Here is a 20,565-nt window from a genome sequence, read left to right as displayed (position 1 = left end):
GTGCCGACGCTGCCGCGTCCACCGCAAGCCCGGCTCCCGATGGTGACGACACATGATCGCCCCTCTTGGTGAGCCGGGATGGACGACACATACGCCGAAACCGAATTTCGGTAAAGTGGAATATTTTAAGCAAGGTGGATTGACAGAGCGCGACACAGGCACGATCGCGTAGCCCGGACGGAGCCTCACTCCCTGGCTCGCACCGGCGTCCCATGCGCCTTGCTGCCGCCGATGTAAGGCACGATCCGATCCACGCCCGTGGGTATCATTGTGCAGCGTCCGGCGGACGCGCATCAAAACGTTGCGAATCTGCAACGGTTCCCCGCGATCTGAAGCCGGACAAAACAAACTCCCATTCCGGCCACGAACCGCTCTCACAAGGCCGTGAGACTAGCAGGGGAACGACGATGCGTGCACAACGCGTTTGGAAAGTGAATGGAGATGCCAGCATCGGGCAGCTCCAATCGAGACTGGACGATCTGAACAAGCGTCTCGGTCAGCTCGAAAACCAGCGTCCGGAGAGCTGGAAGCTCGAGGAACTGAGAGCGAGCGCACTCAGCCTATCCCGCGAGATCGACGACATCCGCTGCGCCGAGGCGACGGCGGCATTGAGCGAGCTTTTGAGGAAGTAATCAGCACACGGCGATCCGCCAGCGCGTCGGATGGGTAGAGCGCAAGCGAAACCCATCGCCCTGTCGAGGCGATGAAGGTGATGGGTTCGCAAGGGCTCTACCCATCCTGCGAACCCGACGATTCGCATGTGGCGCAAAGGAACCAAGTTCCATCGCCGCCATTTCCATGCAGAGCATGGAGCACGATCATGACCAGGCATCTTACACGGGCCCATCTCGCACGCGGCGTGGCCGGCGCAGTTTCCACGCTGGTCCTGTGCGCGACAGCGGCCTTCGCCCTCGCGCGCCATTTCGCGCTGTGAGGGATTTCGCATGACATCCGATCCCGAGGAGCAGGTGCGGCTGCAAGGTTTTGGCGAGATGACGTTGCGCACGGCGATCGCGACGCTGACGGCGCTCGCGCCGCGCGAGCGAACGGAGGCCGCGATCTTCCGCGTGCGTGACGGCGTGCGGCTGGCGCAAAGCGAGATCGCCGAACTCGCATCACACTGGGACATCGAGCCCGCGCCGAACGTGCGATCGCCGAGACTGGCCCCGGAGCAGCACTGGCCGGATATCGTGCGCGGCATGGTGCGCGAGGCCCCGCTGCCGGCGCTGATGGTGGCGTTTCTGGTGGGCGTGGTGGTGGCGCGGCGGTGACCTGTAGGATGGATTGAGCGAAGCGAAACCCATCACTTTCCTTCCCGTCGAGAACTTCGATGGGTTTCGCTTCGCTCTACCCATCCTACGGGCTACGAGCGGTAGTCCTCTGACCTACCCGGCAATGTCGGAGCGACGTTAGCTCTTGGAGAGCCATGCTCCCACAGCCAGCGGCCCTGCCCGGCCAAATCGGCCGTGGACCCGATCCCGAAATCGTTGCAAAAAGGCGTTCCGAGGCGCCGGCGGCCGGTCCGCCAAGCCTCTGGAAAACGTCGACTTTTGGAAGAATGGTCGGAGTGGCAGGATTCGAACCTGCGACCCCTGCGTCCCGAACGCAGTGCTCTACCGGGCTGAGCCACACTCCGACAAGAAGGCGGCTTATAGCGTCGGGTTTGGCGCACCGCAAGCGGCCGGCATGAGGAATTTTGTCCCTGTGAAAACGGGTCTTGAAACGCTGATTTTACCGGCCGGCGCGGCCGGCGCCGAGGCTGCGGCCGCCACGCTGGCCGCCGGCGGGCTGGTCGCGTTTCCGACCGAGACCGTCTACGGGCTCGGGGCGGATGCGGCCAATGCCGCCGCGATCGCCCATCTCTACGCCGCCAAGGGGCGGCCGGCGTTCAATCCGCTGATCGCCCATGTCCCGGACATTGCCGCCGCGCGACGGATCGGCCGGTTCGACGCGCGCGCCCTGAAGCTCGCGGAAGCGTTCTGGCCGGGACCGCTGACGCTGGTGGTGCCGAAAACGGACAACTGCCCGGTGGCCGATCTCGCCACTGCGGGCCTCGACACGGTCGCGATTCGCATTCCCGCGCACCCGGTGGCGGAAACGATCCTCCGCGCCTTCGGCGGCGCCGTGGTGGCGCCGTCCGCCAACATCTCCGGCCATGTCTCGCCGACGCTGGCGGCCCATGTCGAGAGCGACCTTGCAGGGCGGATCGACCTGATCGTCGACGGCGGGCCTGTTACGGTCGGAGTGGAATCGACCATTGTCGGCTGCCTCGATGCGCCGATGCTGCTGCGGCCCGGTGGGTTGTCGCGCGAGCGGATCGAGGCGGTGCTGGGCGCGCCCCTGGCGCGGCCGCCTGTGGAGGCCGAGAGCGACGACAGCCAGCCGCTGGCGCCGGGCATGCTGGCCTCGCATTACGCGCCGCGCGCCCATGTGCGGCTCAATGCGCGTGACGTTGCGCTGGATGAAGCGCTACTGGCGTTCGGCTCCGAGCGCCTGCCCGGCGTCGATGCGGCCGTCGCCGTCATGAATTTGTCGCCCACCGGTGATCTCGATGAAGCCGCGGCCAATCTGTTCGGCTATCTTCGCAGCCTCGACGCGAAGAGCCCGCGCGCGATTGCGGTGATGGCGATCCCCGAGGAAGGCCTGGGCGAAGCGATCAACGACCGGCTGCGCCGGGCTGCCGTGGCAAGATAGCGCATGATCCGGAAAAGTGCACAGCGGTTTTCCGATAAGATCATGCGCAAGAGATAAGAGTGGAAGTAGAGACGAGACAATGAATATCAATAAGCCTGCGATCCCTCCACTTGCGCCCGAGCCGATCGACCAATTCCGCAAGATCGTCGGCGAGCGCCATGCGATCACCGATGCGAATGACATCGAGCCTTACGTCACCGAGGAGCGCAATCTGTTCCACGGCCGCTCGCCGCTGGTGCTGCGTCCGGGCTCGACGGCGGAGGTTTCCGAAATCTGCAAGCTCGCCTCCGCGCATAAAATCGCCCTGGTGCCGCAGGGCGGCAACACCGGGCTCGTCGGCGGGCAGACGCCGCATAATGGCGAGGTGGTGGTGTCGCTGCGGCGGCTCGATAAGATCCGCGAAGTCGACACCGCCTCCAACACCATGACCTGCGAGGCCGGCGTGGTGCTGCAGATCGCGCAAGCGAAGGCGGCTGAGGTGGACCGGCTGTTTCCGCTCTCGCTCGGCGCGGAAGGAAGCTGCACCATCGGCGGCAATCTCTCGACCAATGCCGGCGGCACCGCCGCGCTCGCCTATGGCGTCGCGCGCGAGATGGCGCTGGGGCTGGAAGTCGTGCTCGCCGACGGGCGCGTACTCAACGTGCTGTCGAAGCTGAAAAAGGACAACACCGGCTACAATCTGCACAATCTCTTCATCGGCGCCGAAGGTACGCTCGGCATCATCACGGCGGCGACCCTAAAACTGTTTCCGAAGCCGCGGGCGGTCGAGACCGCCTATGTCGGGCTGAAATCGCCGGCGGCGGCCTTGAAGCTGCTGACCATCGCGCAGAGCGAAGCCGCCAATGCGCTGACGAGTTTTGAACTATTGTCGGAGATGGCGGTCGATTTCTCGGTCCGCCACGGCATCGACGTGCGCGATCCGCTCGCCGAGAAGCATCCCTGGTACGTGCTGATGGAATTGTCGTCCCCTGGCGACGACGCCCGTACGCCGCTGGAGACGATCCTCGCCCGCGCCATGGAGGAGGAGATCGTCGACGACGCCGTGATCGCGGCCAACCTTACCCAGCGCAACGGCTTCTGGAAGCTGCGCGAGGAGATGTCGTCGGCGCAGAAGCCGGAGGGCGGCTCGATCAAGCACGACATCTCGGTGCCGATCGCTGCGGTGCCTGAATTCATCGAGGAAGCCAACGCCGCCGTGGTGAAGCTGATCCCGGGCGCGCGGCCGGTGCCGTTCGGCCATCTCGGCGACGGCAATCTGCATTACAATGTCAGCCAGCCGATCGGGGCCGACACCGCGGATTTTCTGGCGCGCTGGCACGACGTGAATGCCGTCGTGTTCGAGATCGTGCTGCGCATGGGCGGATCGATCTCGGCCGAGCACGGCATCGGCGTGCTCAAGCGCGACGAGTTGCCGGAGGTCAAGGACAAGACCGCGATCGAGCTGATGCGCGCGATCAAGGCGATGCTCGATCCGCTCGGCATCATGAACCCGGGGAAGGTGCTGTGAGCGCTCTTGCGATCGACGCCATCGGGGATGCCGATGTCGAAGAGGTCGTCGCGCTGTGGCAGCGCTGCGGCCTGACGCGGCCCTGGAACGACCCGCATGCCGACATCGCCTTGGCGCGGCGGCGCGATAACTCGACCGTGCTGGTCGGCCGCGATGGCGGCGCGATCGTTGCGACCGTCATGGTCGGCCATGACGGCCACCGCGGCTGGGTCTATTACGTCGCGGTCGACCCCGACGGCCGCAAGCGGGGCCATGGCCGCGTCATGATGGCCGCGGCCGAGGACTGGCTGCGCGCGGCCGGAATTTCGAAGCTGCAGCTCCTCGTCCGCCGCGAGAACGCGCAGGCCAATGCGTTCTACGGCTCGCTGGGCTTCGAGCTATCAACATCCGTGATGTTCCAGAAGTGGCTCGACGGCCGCGCGGCCACGCCAAGCAACTGAGATCAAGCAAATGACAATTTCCGACCGCGTCCGCATCAAGGACGTCCGCGTGCTCTCGGACGGCTGGACCACGCTGAAGAACACCACGTTCGAGTATCGACGCGCCAGTGGCGAGTGGCAGATGCAGCACCGCGAGACCTATGAGCGCGACAACGCCGCCGCCGTGCTGCCGTATAATCGCGCTGGGCGTACCGTGATTCTGGTGCGGCAGTTTCGCCTGCCGGCCTTCATCCGCGGCTACGACGATCTCCTGATCGAAGCCGCCGCCGGCGTGCTTGACAACGCCGAGCCCGAAGAGCGCATCCGCGCCGAGGCCGAGGAGGAGACCGGCTACCGCCTCCACCACGTCCACAAGGTGTTCGAGGCGTTCATGAGCCCCGGCGCCATCACCGAAAAACTGCATTTCTTCGTCGCCGAATACGAGCCTTCGATGCGCGTCAGCGACGGCGGCGGCCTCGAGCACGAGGGCGAGGACATCGAGGTGCTGGAGCTTTCGATCGACGAGGCGCTGGCGATGATTGCCGACGGCCGCATCATCGACGCCAAGGCGATCATGCTGCTGCAATATGTGGCGCTGCACGTGTTCAAGTGAGCTTGCTTACCCTCCCCTGGAGGGGTCCGGGACGAGCGTAGCCGCCCGTGGGTCGGCTCACATCGAGCGCAGCGAAATGTGAGACGGGGTGGGGCGACAGTCGCTCCACTGATGCGGTGCCTGCGTGGAGAGATCACCCCACCCCGCTCGCGCTGTGCGCGATCGACCCTCCCCCTCCAGGGGAGGGTAAGAGGCACCGTCCGCGGCGCACCATCGTCATTCTGCAATTCAGGCCTGCATCTCCCCTCCCCCCGTTGAGCAACCTCAAAACTATCTCTAGTCTGTCGCCAACCAAGAACCAGGAGACGCGCCATGTCCACGCCGCGCGACGACGAATTCGGCTTTGCGCCCGACTACGACTCCCCCGTCCCGTACATGCAGCGCACCCGCGACTATTACGCGGCGATCGGCTACACCACCGCGTATCGCTGGGCGCATTACACCGAAGCGCCGTTCCAGCCGCTGAAGAAGCCGCTGGCAAAGTCGCGCGTGACCATCATCACGACCGCTGCGCCGTATGATCCCAGCAAGGGCGATCAGGGGCCGGGCGCGGCGTATAATGGCGGCGCAAAGTTCTACCAGGTCTATGACGGCGACACGTCGAAAGAGCACGATTTGCGCATCTCGCATATCGGCTACGACCGCAAGCACACCTCGGCGACCGACAACGGCACCTGGTTTCCGCTGCCGCAGCTCTTGAAGGCGTCCGCCGCAGGCCGCATCGGCGAAGTCGCCCCGCGCTTCTTCGGCGCGCCGACCAACCGCAGCCATCGCGTCACGCTGGACACCGACGCGCCGGACATTCTGGCGCGCTGCCTTGCGGACAAGGTTGACGTCGCGGTGCTGGTGCCGAACTGCCCGGTCTGCCACCAGACCACCGCGCTGGTGGCGCGGCACCTGGAGCAAAACGGCATCCCGACTGTGATCATGGGCTGCGCCAAGGACATCATCGAGCACGCCGCCGTGCCGCGCTTCCTGTTCTCCGACTTCCCGCTCGGCAATTCCGCCGGCAAGCCACACGACGTCGCCTCGCAGGCGCAGACGCTCGAACTGGCGCTCAAGCTGCTGGAGAGCGCGAGCGGCCCGCAGACCACGATGCAGTCACCACTGCGCTGGAGCGAGGACGCCTCCTGGAAGCTCGACTACAACAACGTCGCACAGCTTTCGCCGGAAGAGCTGGCGCGCCGCCGCGCCGAATTCGACAAGCAGAAGGAGATCGCGCGCGGCAATCGCGCCGCCTGACGTCCTCCGATAACGATAATCAAAAGGGGAGAGCGACGTGACGCGACCGTTCGAGGGCGTGAAGATCCTGGACTTCACCCAGGTGCTGGCCGGCCCCTATGCGAGCTACCAGCTCGCGCTGCTGGGGGCTGACGTCATCAAGGTCGAGCGGCGCGAGGGCGAGGACATGCGCCGCACCCCGCTCAGCCGCGAATGGGCCGACCGCGGCCTCGCGCCGGCGTTCCAGGCCGTCAACGGCAACAAGCGCAGCCTGACTCTCGATCTGCAGAAGCCGGAGGCGATCGCGATCGTGAAGAAGCTCGCGAGCCAGGTCGACGTCGTCATGGAGAATTTCCGTCCCGGCGTGATGGACAAGCTCGGCATCGGCTACGAGGCGCTCTCGGCGATCAATCCAAAACTGATCTATTGCGCGGTCTCGGGCTTCGGCCAGACCGGCCCGGATCGCCTGCGGCCCGGCTATGACGGCAAGATGCAGGCGCTGTCCGGCATCATGGCGATCACCGGCCATCCCGAGACGGGGCCGACGCGCGCGGGCTTTGCGGTGTGCGACGTGCTGTCGGGTGCCACGGCCGCGTTCGGCGTGTCGAGCGCGCTGTATCAGCGCGACCGCACCGGCAAGGGGCAGTTGATCGATGTCTCCATGCTGGAGGCGACGATGGCGTTTCTGTCGGGACAGATCGCGGACTGGTCGGTCGCCGGCCATCACCAAACACTCTCGGGCAACCAGGCCGTGAGCCGCAGGACCACCGCGAACTTGTTCAAATGCGGCGATGGCCACATCCTGCTCGCCGTCAACAACGAGAAGCAGTACCGCGCGCTGATGAGCGCGCTCGGCCGCGAGGACACGCTCGCGGACCCACGCTTTGCCGACTGGTTTTCCCGCAACGAGAACGAACCTGCGCTGCGCGCCATCATCGAAGCGGCGCTCGCGGCCAGACCGGCGCGCGAATGGGAGACGATCCTGGAAGACGCCGGCGCGCCCTGCGCCAGCATCTGGAAGGTCGAGGAGGTGATCGACCATCCGCAGGTCAAGGCGCGCGACGCGATTCAGCAGCTGGATACGCAATACGGCCGCCTGCGCTTTGCCGGCAGCGGCTTCAAGCTCGCCCATGGCGGCGGCAGGCTCGACCGGATGGCGCCGGAGCTCGGCGCGGATACGGATGCGGTGCTGGGTGAACTGGGGTTTGACGCGGCGGAGATCGCGGCGCTGAGGGCACGGGAGGTCGTTTAAAACTCCGCTGCCGTAGGGTGGGCAAAGCGAAAGCGTGCCCACCACTGCCCGTTGAGGAGAGAGATCGTGGGCACGGAGCGTTGCGCCTTTGCCCACCCTACGGCAGAGCGGCTAGAACAACGACCCCTGCCCGTCATCGGCCGGCCCGGCCGCCGCCTTCCGCGCCGCCTTCTTCGGTTTCGCCGCCTCTGCTTCTGCCGCCATCTCCTCCGCGCTGATCGGCAGCAGCAACTGATCGTCGTCATTGGCGACGCGGTTGACGCGGGTGGAGACCGGGTGCCAGGCAAACTCGCCGATGCGCGGCGCGGTCATCAGCGGCAGGATGGCATCGACCTCGTCGCCCCTGATGTCGAGCCAGCGCTCGAAATCGCGCTCGCTGATGGTAACGGGCACGCGGTCATGCAGCGCGGCGAGATCCTCGCCCGCCGCGGCCGTGACGATCGCGACCGTGTCGAGCTCCTCGCCGTTCGGCCCGGCCCAGGTCTCGAACAATGCGGCAAAGCCGAGCGGCGCACCGTCGGCGCGGTGGATGAAGAACGGCTGCTTGCGGCCGTCCTCCACCTTCCATTCGTAATAGCCATCGGCCGGGATCAGGCCGCGCCGCCGGCGAATCGCGCGTTTGAAGGCGGGCTTCTCCAGCACCGTCTCGGAGCGCGCATTGATCAGGAGCGTAAAGCCCTTGGGGTCCTCGACCCAGCTCGGCAACAGGCCCCAGCGCATCAGGCGAAAATGCCGCGCGCCGTTCTCGGCCAGAACGACCGGAATCGGTTGTGTCGGGGCCACATTGTACCGGGGCGGGAAATTGGGCTGCTCGACATAGCCGAACAGTTGCCGCAAAGCCGCGGGGGCCGAAGTTATGACGAAGCGTCCACACATCCCAGGGTGTCTATATAGGGTCCGTTCAGGTCCTTTTAACCCCGAACGTTAACACTGCGGCAGATGAGCTCAACGGCCTCCCAACCCGCGCGGACGCATGTACAGACGGGCCCCGAGGCCGCCGCCTGGGCCGAGCGGCTGCGCGTGGCCAATATCAACCCGCGGACCGGGCTTGCCACCGACTATCTCAACCATTTCAATGAAGCCGTGATGCTGCTGGAAATGGTCCCGGACATGCCGGAATGCGCGGAAGATTTCTTGACCTGGTCGCCGCTGTCCTATGCCGAGCATTTCACGGCGTCGAACTTCAAGGCGCGGGATCTGGCCATCGAGGCCTATGAGAAGGCCAACCCCAACGTGCGCGCCCAGTTCGACCACATCACCGATACCATGACCTCGATCCTGACCGCGGTCGGCTCGGCCATGCGCGAGGTCGAGAAGGACACGACCCGCGTCCGCCTCGCCGAACAGGCCACGCTCTGGGTCAAGCCGCTGATCGCCGCCTGCGGCGGCATCATCAATGGCGGGGCGGAAGCCGACGTCGACACCATCATGGCGAACTGAGCCAGGTCCTTCAAGAATGAGGTCCTTTAAGAATCAGGTCCTTTAAGAAATGGCTTCGGTCGTCCAGCCCACCCATCCCCAGCTCGCCGTCAGCGCCGCGATTTTCCGTGACGGCAAGGTGCTGCTGACCCGCCGCGCCCGTTCGCCCGCCAAGGGCTTCTATTCGCTGCCGGGCGGCCGGGTCGAATTCGGCGAATCGCTGCATCAGGCCCTGAGCCGCGAAGTCGACGAGGAGACCGGGCTCGACATCGCGATCGTCGGCCTCGCCGGCTGGCGCGAGGTGCTGCCCGCCGCGCCCGGTGCCGGCCATTACCTGATCATGTCGTTTGCCGCCCGCTGGGTGGCGCGGGAGCCGATCCTGAACGACGAGCTCGACGACTACCGCTGGATCGCCCCGGATGCCCTGGCGGGCCTCGGCGACCCCAAGCTGACCGGAGGGTTGGAAGAGGTCATTCAGTCCGCTGCGCGGCTGATTGGAGCCTGACCGAGCCGCGGGCCCCGCAAGCGGGAGAGGGAGCGCACCGCCCGTGTGGCTCGCCTTGCTTCCCCGGCCCCGACGGGGCATACACCCCGCCGATGTCCACGCGATTTCTGGCCATTTTTGCCCTGATTCTCGCCTGCGCCTCCGGGCCCGCGAGGGCCCAGGACGTGGCGGCGCCGTTCGACGCCGATTTGCAGCGGCTGGCCGAGATTCTCGGCGGCCTGCACTATCTGCGTGGCATCTGCGGGTCCAACGAGGGCAACAAATGGCGCAACGAGATGCAGGCACTGATCGATGCCGAAACCCCCTCCGGGGAGCGCCGCACTCGCATGATCGCCGGCTTCAACCGCGGCTATAACGGCTTTCAGCAGACCTATCGGAGCTGCACGCCAGCCGCCACCGTCGCGATCCGCCGCTACATCGAGGAAGGCTCGAAGATCTCGCGCGATCTCACGGCGCGCTACGCGAACTGAACTCTCTCCGTCATTCCGGGGTGCGACGAAGTCGCGAGCCCGGAATCCATCGGGCGCCAGAGTTGGTGGTGCGATGGATTCTCAGGTGCGCAACTGCGCACCGCAGTTCGCGCTACGCGCGCCCCGGAATGACGAGACAGGTTGATGCGAGGCGCACGGAACCCTGTCATCGACTTTGTTCACAGCCGTTAACCGTTCCTAAAGATGTGGCCTAGCGGTCGTTAATGCGCGTGCTACACCTCTCGCACAGCGCATCGCCGTGGATCGCGCCCCAGCCCTGATCGAGTTTCATGAGCCAGCCGATTTCCTACGCCCCCGACCGCGCGCCGCTGCCCGATCACGAGCAGAAGCAGGCCGCACTGAGCTATCTCAACGAGGCCTGGGCCGAAGCGCGCCATGAGGGCGTCGACGGCGACTGCCTGGCGCAGGCGAGCTTGTTTGCGGCCTTCGCCGAACTCGTCGGGACCTATGGCGAGGACGCGGTCGCCAAGTTCGTCGAGGGTTTTCCGGGTCGCATCCGCAACGGCGAGTTCTCGGTCACGCTCGCAAGGCAGTAAGCTTTCCGCGAAAATGACCCCGCCACGCGGGCGGGGCCAGTCAACGGATGAATGACTTTGCGAACGGATTGGCGAAAGCCTTCGCGAAGTCTGCCGTGTTTATCGCACGGAAGCCGCTTGCCGCGGACAAGCATTAGTCTCGCGGCGGCCGGGAGATATTCCCGCGGCGATCAGGAACGTGCTCCCTCCCCTCACGGCTCGACCTTGAGAGTCGCTTTCATGTTGGGATGATAGCGGCAGTAATAGTCGATCGCTCCCGCCTTCTTCAGAACCGATGTCGCCGACTTCTTCGGCGGCAATGTCACGTCGAAATCGCCATTCTTCGCCGTGGCGGTGTGGGCGAAGACGTCCTTGTTGATCCAATTGATGGTGTCGCCGACCTTGGCCGTCACATCGGCCGGAGATATCTCGAGATTCTCCATCGTGATCTCGATGGTCGCGGCGTGCGCCGGGGTGACCATCGCCGCAAGGACAAGTGCTATGGCGATCGAAGCCAGTCGCTCCGGCATCATTGCCCTCCCCCTATTTCAGCTCGGCCGCGACGTGCTCGGCGTGCTGCTGATGTCCCTGGAAGATCTTCAGGCCTGTTTGCAGCAGGCTTTTCAGCTCGGCATTGCTGGCGGACGGAATGAGTTGGGTCTCCAGCGCGCCGTTGACCGCCTTGTGGTAGGCGACCTCGTTGGCGACATAGGCCTTGTCGAAGGCGGCGCCGTCCAGCTTGTCGAGCTCGGCCAGCTTGTCGCTCGCCTGCTTCGACAGCGCCTTGCTGGTGTCGTTGTCCTCCGGCGTGACGTTCAATTTCTTGACCAGCGCCAGCGCCTGCTTGTTGACCGCCTCGTGGTCGCGCAGCATGTCCTCGGCAAACGCTTTCACGTCCTTGCTCTTCGCCCTCTTCTGCGCCTGCTTGGCGGCGTTGATGTCGATCACGCCGGCGGTGTAGGCGATATGGGCGATCTGGGGATCGGTGGGCTTGTCGGCTGCGCTGGCGCCTTCCAGCAGCGCGGGGCTCGACAACAGAATTGCCGCGGCGACCGCCGCGCTCCATCGGGTGAACATGGCTCGATACTCCTGTGGCGCCGGACGTTCGCCGGCGCGTTGCTTCACAGGGATTGGATGCGAGTATCGCGCGAACGTTCCCGAAAAATTACGGGCCGACGCCAATCAACCTATGCCAAGGCGCCCGAGCACGGCCTCCGTCAGGCGCTCGCAGCGCTGTCCGGCGAACGGAAACGCGTCCATCACGACGGGGCCGATCTTCTTCTCGACGTTCGCGCGCAGCAGGGTGCGCGCACGGTGCAGCCGCGTCTTGACGGTCTCGGGCTTGATGCCGAGCAGCTCGGCCGTCTCCTCCATGCTCATGGCCTCCATCACCCGCGCGATGAAGACCATGCGGTAGACGTCGGGCAATTCATCGACCGCGTGTTCGACGACGCGCTGGATCTCGCGTTGGGCCATGGATTTTTCCGGATCGGTTGCGGCGGACGAAAGGGGAAACTGGATGATCTGTGCTTCCAGCGTTGCCTCCGGCACCGATCCCAGCTCGACCTGCGGCTTCCGACTGCGCAAGCGTCCGAGCGCCTCGTTGATCGCAATGCGCGACAACCAGGTCGACAGCGCGGCTTCACCCAGAAAGCCATCGAGATGCGTGAAGGCGCGGACGTAGGTTTCCTGCACCACGTCCTCGGCCTCGCTGTCGCTGCGCAAGATGCCGCGCGCGAGGCGATAGAGCCTGCGGTTGTTGGCCTGCATGATCTCGCGGAGCGCGGCCTCGTCACGGCGCCGCGCGCGCTCGATCAGCTCGGATTCCGACGTCCTGAGGCCGGCGGACAGGCCGGCTGCGGTCCCTGGCATGGCGGGTACCTCGATCTCCATTGGTTCCGGACATTGGATGCCGGCCGGCAAGAAAGGTTCCCAGATTTCTTGCCCCGGATCTTACCCTCCCCTGAAGGGCAGGTAACCACACTTGAAGCTTCACAAGAGGTCGTCATGCCCGGGCTTGTCCCGGGCATCCACATTCTGTGCTGCGTGGCAAGGCGTGGATGGCCGGGACAAGCCCGGCCATGACGACGTGGAGAATATCGTGGCCAAAAGAGCACTGCCCGTACGCGACAGCTCTCCTCTAAAGGGGAGCTGGGCAAACCTAATCCGTCTCGATCGGCAGCGCCGGATCCCTCGCCCATTCGCCCATCGAGGCGTCGTAGAGCGTCAGTCTGTCGTAGCCGAGCTGCGTCAGCAGGAACAGGTCGATCGTCGCCGAGATGCCGCCGCCGCAATAGAGAATCACGCTCTTGTCGCGCGTGACACCCTGCGCCGCGAATTTCGCTTCCGCGTCCGCAAGGCCGGTCAGCGTCTTGTCGGCGTTCACGAGCGTTGCGGCTGATACGTTGATGCTGCCGGGAACGCGGCCCGGCCGGCCGTAGCGGCTCGGCTCGAGGCCGCGATGAAACTGCGGTCCGAGCGCGTTGACGATGACCGTCGAGGGATCTCCGATCCGCGCCTTCACGGTCGTCTTGTCGACGAAGAAGCCCGCGCGCGGCGCGGCCTTGAGGGTCGTGGCAGGATATCCCTTCGCCGCGCCTGTTGCGACCGGCCGCCCTTCTTCCTTCCATTTGTCGAAGCCGCCGTCGAGCACATGGGCATCGACGCCGAGCGAGCGCAGCATCCACCAGAACCGCGTCGCCCACATCATCGTCCCGATGCTGTAGAGCACGATGGTCTTGCTCGCATCAGCGCCGTGGCGGCCGAAGGCGGCCTCCAATTGGGCGACATCAGGCATCATGAAGAACTGCTGCGACGAGGTGTCGGAGAACTCGCCCTGCAGGTCGAGGAAATCGGCGCCGGGGATGTGACCCGCCGCGAACGTCTTGTCGCCGGGGACTGCACGATACGGTACGTCACTGCCTGATGGCACCGGCTCGTTGTAGGTCGTGCAGTCGTAGAGACGAAGGATGGGATCGCCCAGGATGGCGGCGAGCTGCTCGGTGGTGATGAGGGCACTCTGGCTTATTGGATAGTCTCCCATCATACGCACACCATCCCCGTCACCCTGAGGTGCCGGAGCGTAGCGAAGGCCTCGAAGGGCACGGCCACCAGCAGGTGCCGCTCATCCTTCGAGGCTTGCCATGCAATGCAGGAGCATTGCATGGCGCGCACCTCAGGATGACGGATCACAACGAGCGCGGCAAGCTACTGCTTCAGCGTCTCCAAAAACCGCACCGGCTCGCCCCGCGAGGGCGTCACCAGCTCGCCCTGCCACATCACGCGGCGGCCGCGGATGAAGGTGCCGACGGGCCAACCCGTGACGCGCAACCCGTCATAGGGCGTCCAGCCGGCTTTCGACGCCACCCATTTGTTGGTGATGGTCTCGCTGCGCTTCAAATCGACGATGGTGAAATCGGCGTCGTAGCCGGCGGCGATGCGGCCCTTGCAGGCCATGTTGTAGAGGCGCGCAGGGCCGGCGCTGGTGAGATCGACGAAGCGCGCCAGAGAAAGCCGGCCCGCATTGACGTGATCGAGCATCAGGGGCACCAGCGTCTGCACGCCGGTCATGCCGGAGGGCGAGGCCGGATAGGTCTTCTGCTTCTCCTCCAGCGTATGCGGGGCGTGGTCGGAGCCGAGCACGTCGATGATGCCCTGCTCGATGCCGCGCCAGATGCCGGCGCGGTGATCGGCGCCGCGCACCGGCGGGTTCATCTGAGCCAGCGTGCCGAGCCGCTCGTAGCACTCGGGCGCAACCAGCGTGAGATGGTGCGGCGTCGCTTCGCAGGAGGCGACGTCCTTGTGGTCGCGCAGGAACTCGATCTCTTCCTTGGTCGAGATGTGCAGCACGTGGATGCGCTTTCCGGTCTCGTGCGCGAGCTTGACGAGGCGCTGCGTCGCCATCAGCGCCGCGGTCTCGTCGCGCCACACCGGATGCGAGCGCGGATCGCCCTCGATGCGCAGCGACTTGCGGTCGTTGAGGCGGTATTCGTCCTCGGCATGGAAAGCCGCGCGGCGGCGGATCACCTGGAAGATGCGACGCAGGCTCTCATCGTCCTCCACCAGCAGCGCGCCGGTGGAGGAACCGATGAACACCTTGACGCCGGCACAGCCCGGCGCGCGCTCCAGCACCGGAAGGTCCTGCACGTTCTCACGGGTGCCGCCGATGAAGAAGGCGAAATCGCAATGCATGCGGTGATGCGCGCGCTTCACCTTGTCGGTGAAGGTGGCCTCCGTCACCGTCAATGGCGAGGTGTTCGGCATCTCGAACACGGCGGTGACGCCGCCCATCACGGCGCTGCGCGAACCGGTCTCGAGGTCTTCCTTCTGCTCCAGCCCGGGCTCCCGGAAATGCACCTGCGTGTCCATCACGCCGGGCAGGATGTGCAGGCCCTTGCAGTCGATGACCTCCGCGGCCGAGGCCTGCGATAATGGGCCCAGCTCGGCGATGCGGCCGCCGGTGATGCCGATATCGCGAACATTCTCGCCGTCCTGGTTGACGACGGTGCCGCCTTTGAGGATCACATCGAAACGCTGGGTCATGGCTGAAGGCCCTTGTCATCCCCAAGCGCAGGGCTCGAGGTCTTGTCGTTTATGCCTCGCGGGCTTACGTTCCGGAGCAACATGTCGCAAGAGATTTTCGCATGAAATCAGCGTTTCTTCCCGACCGGGGCGTGGTCAAGGTCGCGGGCGAGGATGCGCGCAACTTCCTCAACGGCCTGGTCACGACCGACCTCGACAGGCTGAAACCGGGGCTGGGGCGATTCGGCGCGTTGCTGACGCCGCAGGGCAAGATCATCGTGGATTTCCTGATCACGGAAGTCCCCGCGGGTCACGGCGGCGGGTTCCTGATCGACTGCCCCAAGGCGCTGGCCGAGAGCTTCGCCACCAAGCTGAAATTCTACAAGCTGCGCGCCAAGGTCACGGTGGAAAACCTCGATCTCGGCGTGCTCGCGGCCTGGGACGGCCAGCCTGCGGCGCAGCCCGATCTTGCCTTCACTGATCCGCGCAACGAAACGCTCGGCTATCGCATCCTGATCCCCGAAGATCTCAAGGAGAAGCTCTCCGACCTCATCGGGGCCGAGCTGGTCGAGGCGACCGACTACGAGGCGCACCGCATCGCGCTCGGCGTGCCGCGCGGCGGGCTTGATTTCATGTACAGCGATGCGTTTCCGCACGAGACCAACATGGACCGCCTTGCCGGCGTCGACTTCGACAAGGGTTGCTATGTCGGCCAGGAGGTCGTCTCGCGCATGCAGCATCGCGGCACCGCGCGCACCCGCAGCGTGAAGGTGCTGCTCGACGGCCCCTCGCCCGAGGCCGGCGCAACCATTCTCGCCGGCGACAAGCCGGTCGGCACCATCGGCTCGACATCAGGCGGCAAGGGCATTGCCCTGGTGCGCATCGACCGTGTCGCAGACGCGCTCGATGCCGGCCAACCCCTCACCGCAGGCGGCCTCGCCTTGAAGCTGGCAGAACCTGACGTCGTCCGTATTCCAGCGAAGCAGCCCACCGCATGAGCCGAGCCCCTCGTCTGCATCCCGACGGAAAGACCCGCTGCCCCTGGCCGGGCGATGATCCGTTCTACGTTGCCTATCACGACACCGAATGGGGCGTGCCGGAGTATGACGACCGCGCGCTGTACGAAAAGCTGATCCTCGACGGTTTCCAGGCCGGCCTGTCCTGGATCACGATCCTGCGCAAGCGCGACAATTTCCGCACAGCCTTCGACGAATTCCAGCCGGAGAAGATCGCGCGCTACAATGCGAAGAAGGTGCACGCGCTGATGAACGATGCCGGCATCGTGCGCAACCGTGCCAAGATCGACGGCACGATCGCGAGCGCGAAGTCTTATCTCGACATCATGGAGAAAGGCCCGGGCTTCTCAAAACTGCTGTGGGACTTCATGGACGGACGGCCCAAGGTCAATCATTTCAAGACCACGGCGAGCGTGCCGGCCTCGACGCCGCTGTCGGTGCAAATCTCGAAGGATCTGTCCTCGCGCGGCTTCAAATTCGTCGGCCCGACCATCGTCTATGCCTTCATGCAGGCGACCGGCATGGTCAACGACCACCTCGTCGACTGCCACTGTCACGCCAGCTGCAGCAAGACGCAGCGCAAGCCGCGCCTCAAGGTCAAATGACGGCCAAGAAGACCGCACGCGACGTGGCGTCCCGCGCCTGGCAGCGCATGCTGTCGGGACGGCGGCTCGATCTGCTCGATCCCTCCCCGCTCGACGTCGAGATCGCCGACATCGCGCATGGACTGGCGCGCGTCGCGCGCTGGAACGGGCAGACCGTTGGCACACACATCTTCTCGGTTGCACAGCACACGCTGCTGGTGGAAACCGTGATGCGGCACGAGATGCCGCGCGTCGACCAGCGCATGCGGCTCGCAGCGCTGCTGCATGATGCGCCCGAATATGTCATCGGCGACATGATCTCGCCGTTCAAGGCGGTGCTCGACGGCCATTACAAGGCGGTCGAAAAACGCCTGCTCGGCGCCATCCATATCCGCTTCGGACTGCCGCCGGTGCTGCCTGAGGAGGTCACGCTGGCGATCAAGGCCGCCGATCGCGGGGCGGCCTATCTGGAAGCGACCGAGCTTGCGGGCTTCAGCGAGAGCGAGGCGCGGCGCCTGTTCGGCAAGGATCCCGGCCTCTCCGACAGCGTCCGGCGCGACTATCTGACGCCGTGGACGGCGGCGCGGGCCGAGAAGCAGTTTCTGGAGCGGTTTGGCGCGGTGTTCGCGTGAGCATCATCCCTTCGTAGGGTGGGCAAAGGCGCGTTAGCGCCGTGCCCAAGTCCTTTCGCTTTTGCGACAAAGATGCTGTGCACGCTTCCGCCTTCGCTCTTCGAGCTACGGCGGACATGTCGCTTTGCCCACCCTACGGCACCGGCTATAGTCGCGGCAAAAAGGTCCCCCATGATCCACGTCTGTTCCCTCGCCGCGCTTCCCGAAACCGTCCGCCTCACCAGGGCCAGCCACGTGCTGACCGTGATGGCCAATGTCGAACAGGTGGCACGGCCGGTGTCCGTGCTGCCCGCCAACCATCTCAAGGTGTCGATGGACGACATCACCGAGGAGATGGACGGTTTCGTCGCACCGTCCGAGACCCATATCGATCAGGTGCTGAACTTCGTGCGCGGCTGGGACCGCAGCGCGCCGCTGGTGGTGCATTGCTATGCCGGCATCAGCCGCTCCACCGCGAGCGCGTTCGCGGCGGTCTGCGCGCTCAATCCAAACCGCGACGAGCTCGAGATCGCCAGGAAGATCCGCGCGGCCTCGCCGATCGCCTCGCCGAACCGGCGCATCGTCGGCCTTGCCGACCGTGCGCTGGGACGCAACGGCCGCATGCTGCGCGCGCTCGACGAGATCGGCCCGGGCGCGATGATGGTCGAGGGCCGTCCCTTCGTGATCGAGCTCGAATGACAGCTGCGCCACATCGCAGATGCTGCGTCATGGCCGGGCTTGTCCCGGCCATCCACGAACTTTCGCGCGGTACGAAGAACGTGGATGCCCGGGACAAGCCCGGGCATGACGAGTTTGTGGCAACAGCTGCGCGCGATATCACATGACCGAGACGCTGCTGACGCCGATCGAGATCGGCCTGACCGCGGCGATCGTCGCGATCGAGGGGCATGAGCCGCTGATCCTCACCGCGCGCGGCAATGACGGGCTTGCCGGCCTGCCGTTCGGCCCGTTCGACGCGCTCGCGCATCGCACCTTCGACATCGGCCTGCGCGCCTGGGTCGAGGAACAGGCAGGCTTGCGGCTCGGCTATGTCGAGCAGCTCTACACCTTCGGCGATCGCGGCCGCCATGCCGAGGCCGGCGACACCGGCGCGCATATGGTGTCGATCGGCTATCTCGCCTTGACGCGCGCGGTGGACGGCGAGCTTGCGGCAAACGCGGCGAGCTTCGCGCCATGGTATCGCTTCTTCCCTTGGGAAGACCGGCGCGAGGAGCCGCCTGCGATCATCGCCCGCGACATCATTCCCGCGCTGACCGAATGGGCCGCGGAGGAGACGCCGGAGACGACGCGCGCGCTGCCGCGCAAGGATCGCGTGCGGTTCTATTTCGGCCTTGACGGGGCGGCCTGGGACGAGGAGCGCGTGCTCGACCGCTACGAGCTCTTGTACGAGGCGGGGCTGGTCGAGGAAGCGCGACGCGACGGCCGCCCTGCGGCATTAGCGCGCAAGACGCTTCCCCCGCTCGGGACCTCGATGCAGTTCGACCACCGCCGGATTCTCGCCACGGCGATCGCGCGGCTGCGGGCAAAACTGAAGTATCGTCCTGTCGTCTTTGAACTTTTGCCGCCTGAATTCACACTTACCGAACTGCAGCATACGGTCGAGGCAATCTCCGGCCGGCGCCTGCACAAGCAGAATTTCCGCCGCCTGGTCGAAATGGAAGCCCTGGTCGAACCGACCGGGGTGATGTCGACACAGACGGGCGGACGGCCGGCGGCGCTCTATCGCTTCCGGCGCGACGTGCTCCAGGAGCGGCCCGCGCCGGGCTTGCGCGTGCGCTCCCGGCGTTAACCCGACATATTACGTGACCGGCCCCTGCCCGCCGGTCGCCTGGAGGCTTTATGTTCGACGGCCCGTTTGACGTCTTTGCGTGGATCATTGCGATCGCCGCCTTCCTGATCGCGATCAAGGCCTCCAGCCAGGCGGCCGAGCTGCGCCGGCGACTGAATTCGCTCGAAGAGATGTTCTACGCGCAGCGGCAGGTGCAGCCGCCGCCGCTCATGCCCGTGCAGGAGCAGGCCCCCGCGCCCGCGACGACGGCCGCCGAGCCGCCGCCGCTTGCGCCCGAAGCCGAAGCGGCGCCGCCTCCATTCGTCGCCGAAGAACTTTCACCGCCGCCGCTCGAAGCGAGCCCCGCGGCTGCCGCACCACCTCCGGTGCCGGCCGCGGCCCCCGGCTTCGAGGAGCAGCTCGGCACCCGCTGGGTGGTGTGGATCGGCGGCCTTGCGCTCGCGCTCGGCGGCTTCTTCATGGTGCGCTATTCGATCGAGGCCGGCCTGCTCGGCCCGGGCGTGCGCGTGTTCCTGGGCGGCCTGTTCGCAGCTGCGCTGCTCGGGGCCGGCGAGTGGTCGCGGCGCAAGGAAAGCATTTCCAACATCCAGGCGCTGCCGATCGCCAACATCCCGGCGATTCTCACCGCCGCGGGTACGGCGGTAGCGTTCGCGACCATCTATGCCGCCTATGCGCTCTATGGCTTCCTCGTGCCCGCCACCGCCTTCGTGCTGCTCGGCATCGTGGCCATGTGCACGCTCGCCGCCGCGCTGCTGCACGGGCCGGCGCTGGCCGGCCTCGGCGTGGTCGGCGCCTTCGTGACGCCGCTCCTCGTCTCCAGCGGCAAGCCGGATTACTGGGCGCTCTACATCTACCTCGCCATCGTCACTGCCGCGAGCTTCGGCCTCGCGCGCATCCGGCTGTGGCGCTGGCTCGCGGTCACGACGATCGCCTTTGCCGTGCTCTGGATCTTCCCGGGTCTCGACACCGAGCAGGTCCAGGTCGCGCCGCACGCCTTCCATGCTATTGCAGGCTTCGTGCTCGCCGCGCTGCTCGTGGTCTGCGGCTTCATGTTCGGCCCCACCATCGAGGACGGCGAGATCGAGCCGGTTTCGTCCAGCTCGCTCGGCGCCTACCTGTTCGGCGCCATGCTGATCGTGCTGTCGAGCGCACATGCGGATCTGGCGCTGATCGCGTTCACGCTTCTCGTCGGCGCGACGCTTCTCGTCGCCTGGCGTGCGCCGGCGGCCACCGGCGCGCTCGGCGCGGCCGCAGCGACCGTCTTCATCGTGTTCGCCGAATGGGCGGTGCGCGCCAATCCCGACATGCTGGTGCTGCCGGGCGGCGCGATGTCCGGTATCGGGCCGACCGCGATCGACAGCTCGGTGACGCTGCATCTGGTGATGGC

At 65.8% G+C, this 20,565-nt stretch carries 24 protein-coding genes and 1 tRNA gene; 18 read left to right on the top strand and 7 right to left on the bottom strand.

The window, feature by feature from the left end:
• The first annotated feature begins 212 nt into the window (after nucleotides 1-212).
• Together CV770_RS43595 and CV770_RS35810 are read left to right on the top strand one after the other, a co-directional pair.
• Nucleotides 213-632 carry a hypothetical protein gene (locus CV770_RS43595; protein ID WP_245453949.1) on the top strand — a complete coding sequence of 140 codons (420 nt, stop codon included), beginning with the start codon at nucleotides 213-215 and terminating at the stop codon, nucleotides 630-632.
• A gap of 312 nt (nucleotides 633-944) precedes the next feature.
• Complete coding sequence (locus tag CV770_RS35810; RefSeq protein ID WP_104465693.1) at nucleotides 945-1,271, top strand: hypothetical protein; 327 nt, start codon at nucleotides 945-947, stop codon at nucleotides 1,269-1,271.
• A 288-nt stretch (nucleotides 1,272-1,559) separates the two neighbouring features.
• On the opposite strand, the gene CV770_RS35805 is transcribed toward CV770_RS35810, so the two are convergent.
• Nucleotides 1,560-1,636: transfer RNA gene (locus CV770_RS35805), tRNA-Pro, on the bottom strand.
• A 68-nt stretch (nucleotides 1,637-1,704) separates the two neighbouring features.
• Here CV770_RS35805 and CV770_RS35800 point away from each other — a divergent pair.
• The 6 genes from CV770_RS35800 (at nucleotide 1,705) to CV770_RS35775 (ending at nucleotide 7,706) form a co-directional block, all read left to right on the top strand.
• Nucleotides 1,705-2,694, top strand: coding sequence for an L-threonylcarbamoyladenylate synthase (locus CV770_RS35800; RefSeq protein WP_104465692.1), 990 nt, complete (start codon nucleotides 1,705-1,707; stop codon nucleotides 2,692-2,694).
• Between the two features lie 79 nt (nucleotides 2,695-2,773).
• A complete protein-coding gene (locus CV770_RS35795) occupies nucleotides 2,774-4,201 on the top strand; it encodes an FAD-binding oxidoreductase (protein WP_104465691.1) in 1,428 nt (475 codons plus the stop codon).
• Nucleotides 4,198-4,641 carry a GNAT family acetyltransferase gene (locus tag CV770_RS35790; RefSeq protein ID WP_104465690.1) on the top strand — a complete coding sequence of 148 codons (444 nt, stop codon included), beginning with the start codon at nucleotides 4,198-4,200 and terminating at the stop codon, nucleotides 4,639-4,641. Before CV770_RS35795 ends, CV770_RS35790 begins: the two co-directional genes overlap by 4 nt.
• 10 nt (nucleotides 4,642-4,651) lie before the next feature.
• Nucleotides 4,652-5,233: an NUDIX domain-containing protein gene (locus tag CV770_RS35785; RefSeq protein WP_104465689.1), complete on the top strand. Its 582-nt coding sequence runs from the start codon at nucleotides 4,652-4,654 to the stop codon at nucleotides 5,231-5,233.
• 312 nt (nucleotides 5,234-5,545) lie between these two features.
• Entirely contained in the window at nucleotides 5,546-6,475 is a 930-nt protein-coding gene (locus CV770_RS35780) for a glycine reductase (RefSeq protein WP_104465688.1), read from the top strand.
• 37 nt (nucleotides 6,476-6,512) lie between these two features.
• Nucleotides 6,513-7,706, top strand: coding sequence for a CaiB/BaiF CoA transferase family protein (locus CV770_RS35775; protein ID WP_104465687.1), 1,194 nt, complete (start codon nucleotides 6,513-6,515; stop codon nucleotides 7,704-7,706).
• Between the two features lie 111 nt (nucleotides 7,707-7,817).
• On the opposite strand, the gene CV770_RS35770 is transcribed toward CV770_RS35775, so the two are convergent.
• Nucleotides 7,818-8,582 (bottom strand): SOS response-associated peptidase, encoded by a 765-nt coding sequence (locus CV770_RS35770; protein WP_104465686.1) that lies wholly within the window; start codon nucleotides 8,580-8,582, stop codon nucleotides 7,818-7,820.
• Nucleotides 8,583-8,645: 63 nt separating this feature from the next.
• On the opposite strand from CV770_RS35770, the gene CV770_RS35765 reads away from it, so the two are divergent.
• From CV770_RS35765 to CV770_RS35750, 4 genes are all read left to right on the top strand, one after another.
• A complete protein-coding gene (locus CV770_RS35765; RefSeq protein ID WP_104465685.1) occupies nucleotides 8,646-9,146 on the top strand; it encodes a hypothetical protein in 501 nt (166 codons plus the stop codon).
• Between the two features lie 49 nt (nucleotides 9,147-9,195).
• A complete protein-coding gene (locus tag CV770_RS35760; protein WP_104465684.1) occupies nucleotides 9,196-9,630 on the top strand; it encodes an NUDIX hydrolase in 435 nt (144 codons plus the stop codon).
• A 92-nt stretch (nucleotides 9,631-9,722) separates the two neighbouring features.
• On the top strand, nucleotides 9,723-10,100 hold the full coding sequence (locus CV770_RS35755; RefSeq protein ID WP_104465683.1) for a TIGR02301 family protein: 378 nt from the start codon (nucleotides 9,723-9,725) through the stop codon (nucleotides 10,098-10,100).
• 290 nt (nucleotides 10,101-10,390) lie between these two features.
• Nucleotides 10,391-10,657, top strand: coding sequence for a hypothetical protein (locus CV770_RS35750; RefSeq protein WP_018323382.1), 267 nt, complete (start codon nucleotides 10,391-10,393; stop codon nucleotides 10,655-10,657).
• Nucleotides 10,658-10,848: 191 nt separating this feature from the next.
• Here CV770_RS35750 and CV770_RS35745 read toward each other — a convergent pair whose 3' ends face one another.
• From CV770_RS35745 to CV770_RS35725, 5 genes are all read right to left on the bottom strand, one after another.
• Nucleotides 10,849-11,169 carry a cupredoxin domain-containing protein gene (locus CV770_RS35745; RefSeq protein ID WP_091960401.1) on the bottom strand — a complete coding sequence of 107 codons (321 nt, stop codon included), beginning with the start codon at nucleotides 11,167-11,169 and terminating at the stop codon, nucleotides 10,849-10,851.
• Between the two features lie 10 nt (nucleotides 11,170-11,179).
• Nucleotides 11,180-11,713: a DUF4142 domain-containing protein gene (locus tag CV770_RS35740; protein WP_165637504.1), complete on the bottom strand. Its 534-nt coding sequence runs from the start codon at nucleotides 11,711-11,713 to the stop codon at nucleotides 11,180-11,182.
• A gap of 105 nt (nucleotides 11,714-11,818) precedes the next feature.
• Nucleotides 11,819-12,508, bottom strand: coding sequence for an RNA polymerase sigma factor (locus tag CV770_RS35735; protein ID WP_104465696.1), 690 nt, complete (start codon nucleotides 12,506-12,508; stop codon nucleotides 11,819-11,821).
• Between the two features lie 289 nt (nucleotides 12,509-12,797).
• Nucleotides 12,798-13,682: a sulfurtransferase gene (locus CV770_RS35730; RefSeq protein ID WP_245453948.1), complete on the bottom strand. Its 885-nt coding sequence runs from the start codon at nucleotides 13,680-13,682 to the stop codon at nucleotides 12,798-12,800.
• A gap of 161 nt (nucleotides 13,683-13,843) precedes the next feature.
• Nucleotides 13,844-15,178 (bottom strand): dihydroorotase, encoded by a 1,335-nt coding sequence (locus tag CV770_RS35725; RefSeq protein WP_091967333.1) that lies wholly within the window; start codon nucleotides 15,176-15,178, stop codon nucleotides 13,844-13,846.
• A gap of 101 nt (nucleotides 15,179-15,279) precedes the next feature.
• Between CV770_RS35725 and ygfZ the strand changes: the two genes are divergently transcribed.
• The 6 genes from ygfZ to CV770_RS35695 form a co-directional block, all read left to right on the top strand.
• A complete protein-coding gene (ygfZ, locus tag CV770_RS35720; RefSeq protein WP_091967331.1) occupies nucleotides 15,280-16,155 on the top strand; it encodes a CAF17-like 4Fe-4S cluster assembly/insertion protein YgfZ in 876 nt (291 codons plus the stop codon).
• On the top strand, nucleotides 16,152-16,778 hold the full coding sequence (locus tag CV770_RS35715; protein ID WP_104465682.1) for a DNA-3-methyladenine glycosylase I: 627 nt from the start codon (nucleotides 16,152-16,154) through the stop codon (nucleotides 16,776-16,778). Before ygfZ ends, CV770_RS35715 begins: the two co-directional genes overlap by 4 nt.
• Entirely contained in the window at nucleotides 16,775-17,389 is a 615-nt protein-coding gene (locus tag CV770_RS35710) for a YfbR-like 5'-deoxynucleotidase (protein WP_104465681.1), read from the top strand. Before CV770_RS35715 ends, CV770_RS35710 begins: the two co-directional genes overlap by 4 nt.
• A gap of 171 nt (nucleotides 17,390-17,560) precedes the next feature.
• Nucleotides 17,561-18,067, top strand: coding sequence for a tyrosine phosphatase family protein (locus CV770_RS35705; protein WP_091967324.1), 507 nt, complete (start codon nucleotides 17,561-17,563; stop codon nucleotides 18,065-18,067).
• A gap of 142 nt (nucleotides 18,068-18,209) precedes the next feature.
• Nucleotides 18,210-19,178, top strand: a complete 969-nt coding sequence (locus tag CV770_RS35700) for an NUDIX hydrolase (RefSeq protein ID WP_104465680.1) — start codon at nucleotides 18,210-18,212, stop codon at nucleotides 19,176-19,178.
• Nucleotides 19,179-19,228: 50 nt separating this feature from the next.
• The coding region (locus tag CV770_RS35695; RefSeq protein WP_146101416.1) for a DUF2339 domain-containing protein at nucleotides 19,229-20,565 on the top strand (1,337 nt) is incomplete at its 3' end.

It is taken from the genome of Bradyrhizobium sp. AC87j1 (assembly GCF_002936975.1).
Classification (GTDB): domain Bacteria; phylum Pseudomonadota; class Alphaproteobacteria; order Rhizobiales; family Xanthobacteraceae; genus Bradyrhizobium; species Bradyrhizobium shewense.
This window is presented reverse-complemented; position numbering and strand designations above follow the sequence as displayed.

What these genes read in the sequence shown, in the direction of transcription:
- CV770_RS43595 (WP_245453949.1), top strand. Translation starts at nt 213, where the DNA reads ATGCGCCTTGCTGCCGCCGATGTAAGGCACGATCCGATCCACGCCCGT.
- CV770_RS35810 (WP_104465693.1), top strand. Translation starts at nt 945, where the DNA reads ATGACATCCGATCCCGAGGAGCAGGTGCGGCTGCAAGGTTTTGGCGAG.
- CV770_RS35795 (WP_104465691.1), top strand. Translation starts at nt 2,774, where the DNA reads ATGAATATCAATAAGCCTGCGATCCCTCCACTTGCGCCCGAGCCGATC.
- CV770_RS35785 (WP_104465689.1), top strand. Translation starts at nt 4,652, where the DNA reads ATGACAATTTCCGACCGCGTCCGCATCAAGGACGTCCGCGTGCTCTCG.
- CV770_RS35780 (WP_104465688.1), top strand. Translation starts at nt 5,546, where the DNA reads ATGTCCACGCCGCGCGACGACGAATTCGGCTTTGCGCCCGACTACGAC.
- CV770_RS35770 (WP_104465686.1), bottom strand. Translation starts at nt 8,582, where the DNA reads ATGTGTGGACGCTTCGTCATAACTTCGGCCCCCGCGGCTTTGCGGCAA.
- CV770_RS35765 (WP_104465685.1), top strand. Translation starts at nt 8,646, where the DNA reads ATGAGCTCAACGGCCTCCCAACCCGCGCGGACGCATGTACAGACGGGC.
- CV770_RS35760 (WP_104465684.1), top strand. Translation starts at nt 9,196, where the DNA reads ATGGCTTCGGTCGTCCAGCCCACCCATCCCCAGCTCGCCGTCAGCGCC.
- CV770_RS35755 (WP_104465683.1), top strand. Translation starts at nt 9,723, where the DNA reads ATGTCCACGCGATTTCTGGCCATTTTTGCCCTGATTCTCGCCTGCGCC.
- CV770_RS35750 (WP_018323382.1), top strand. Translation starts at nt 10,391, where the DNA reads ATGAGCCAGCCGATTTCCTACGCCCCCGACCGCGCGCCGCTGCCCGAT.
- CV770_RS35745 (WP_091960401.1), bottom strand. Translation starts at nt 11,169, where the DNA reads ATGATGCCGGAGCGACTGGCTTCGATCGCCATAGCACTTGTCCTTGCG.
- CV770_RS35740 (WP_165637504.1), bottom strand. Translation starts at nt 11,713, where the DNA reads ATGTTCACCCGATGGAGCGCGGCGGTCGCCGCGGCAATTCTGTTGTCG.
- CV770_RS35735 (WP_104465696.1), bottom strand. Translation starts at nt 12,508, where the DNA reads ATGCCAGGGACCGCAGCCGGCCTGTCCGCCGGCCTCAGGACGTCGGAA.
- CV770_RS35730 (WP_245453948.1), bottom strand. Translation starts at nt 13,682, where the DNA reads ATGATGGGAGACTATCCAATAAGCCAGAGTGCCCTCATCACCACCGAG.
- CV770_RS35725 (WP_091967333.1), bottom strand. Translation starts at nt 15,178, where the DNA reads ATGACCCAGCGTTTCGATGTGATCCTCAAAGGCGGCACCGTCGTCAAC.
- ygfZ (WP_091967331.1), top strand. Translation starts at nt 15,280, where the DNA reads ATGAAATCAGCGTTTCTTCCCGACCGGGGCGTGGTCAAGGTCGCGGGC.
- CV770_RS35715 (WP_104465682.1), top strand. Translation starts at nt 16,152, where the DNA reads ATGAGCCGAGCCCCTCGTCTGCATCCCGACGGAAAGACCCGCTGCCCC.
- CV770_RS35710 (WP_104465681.1), top strand. Translation starts at nt 16,775, where the DNA reads ATGACGGCCAAGAAGACCGCACGCGACGTGGCGTCCCGCGCCTGGCAG.
- CV770_RS35705 (WP_091967324.1), top strand. Translation starts at nt 17,561, where the DNA reads ATGATCCACGTCTGTTCCCTCGCCGCGCTTCCCGAAACCGTCCGCCTC.
- CV770_RS35700 (WP_104465680.1), top strand. Translation starts at nt 18,210, where the DNA reads ATGACCGAGACGCTGCTGACGCCGATCGAGATCGGCCTGACCGCGGCG.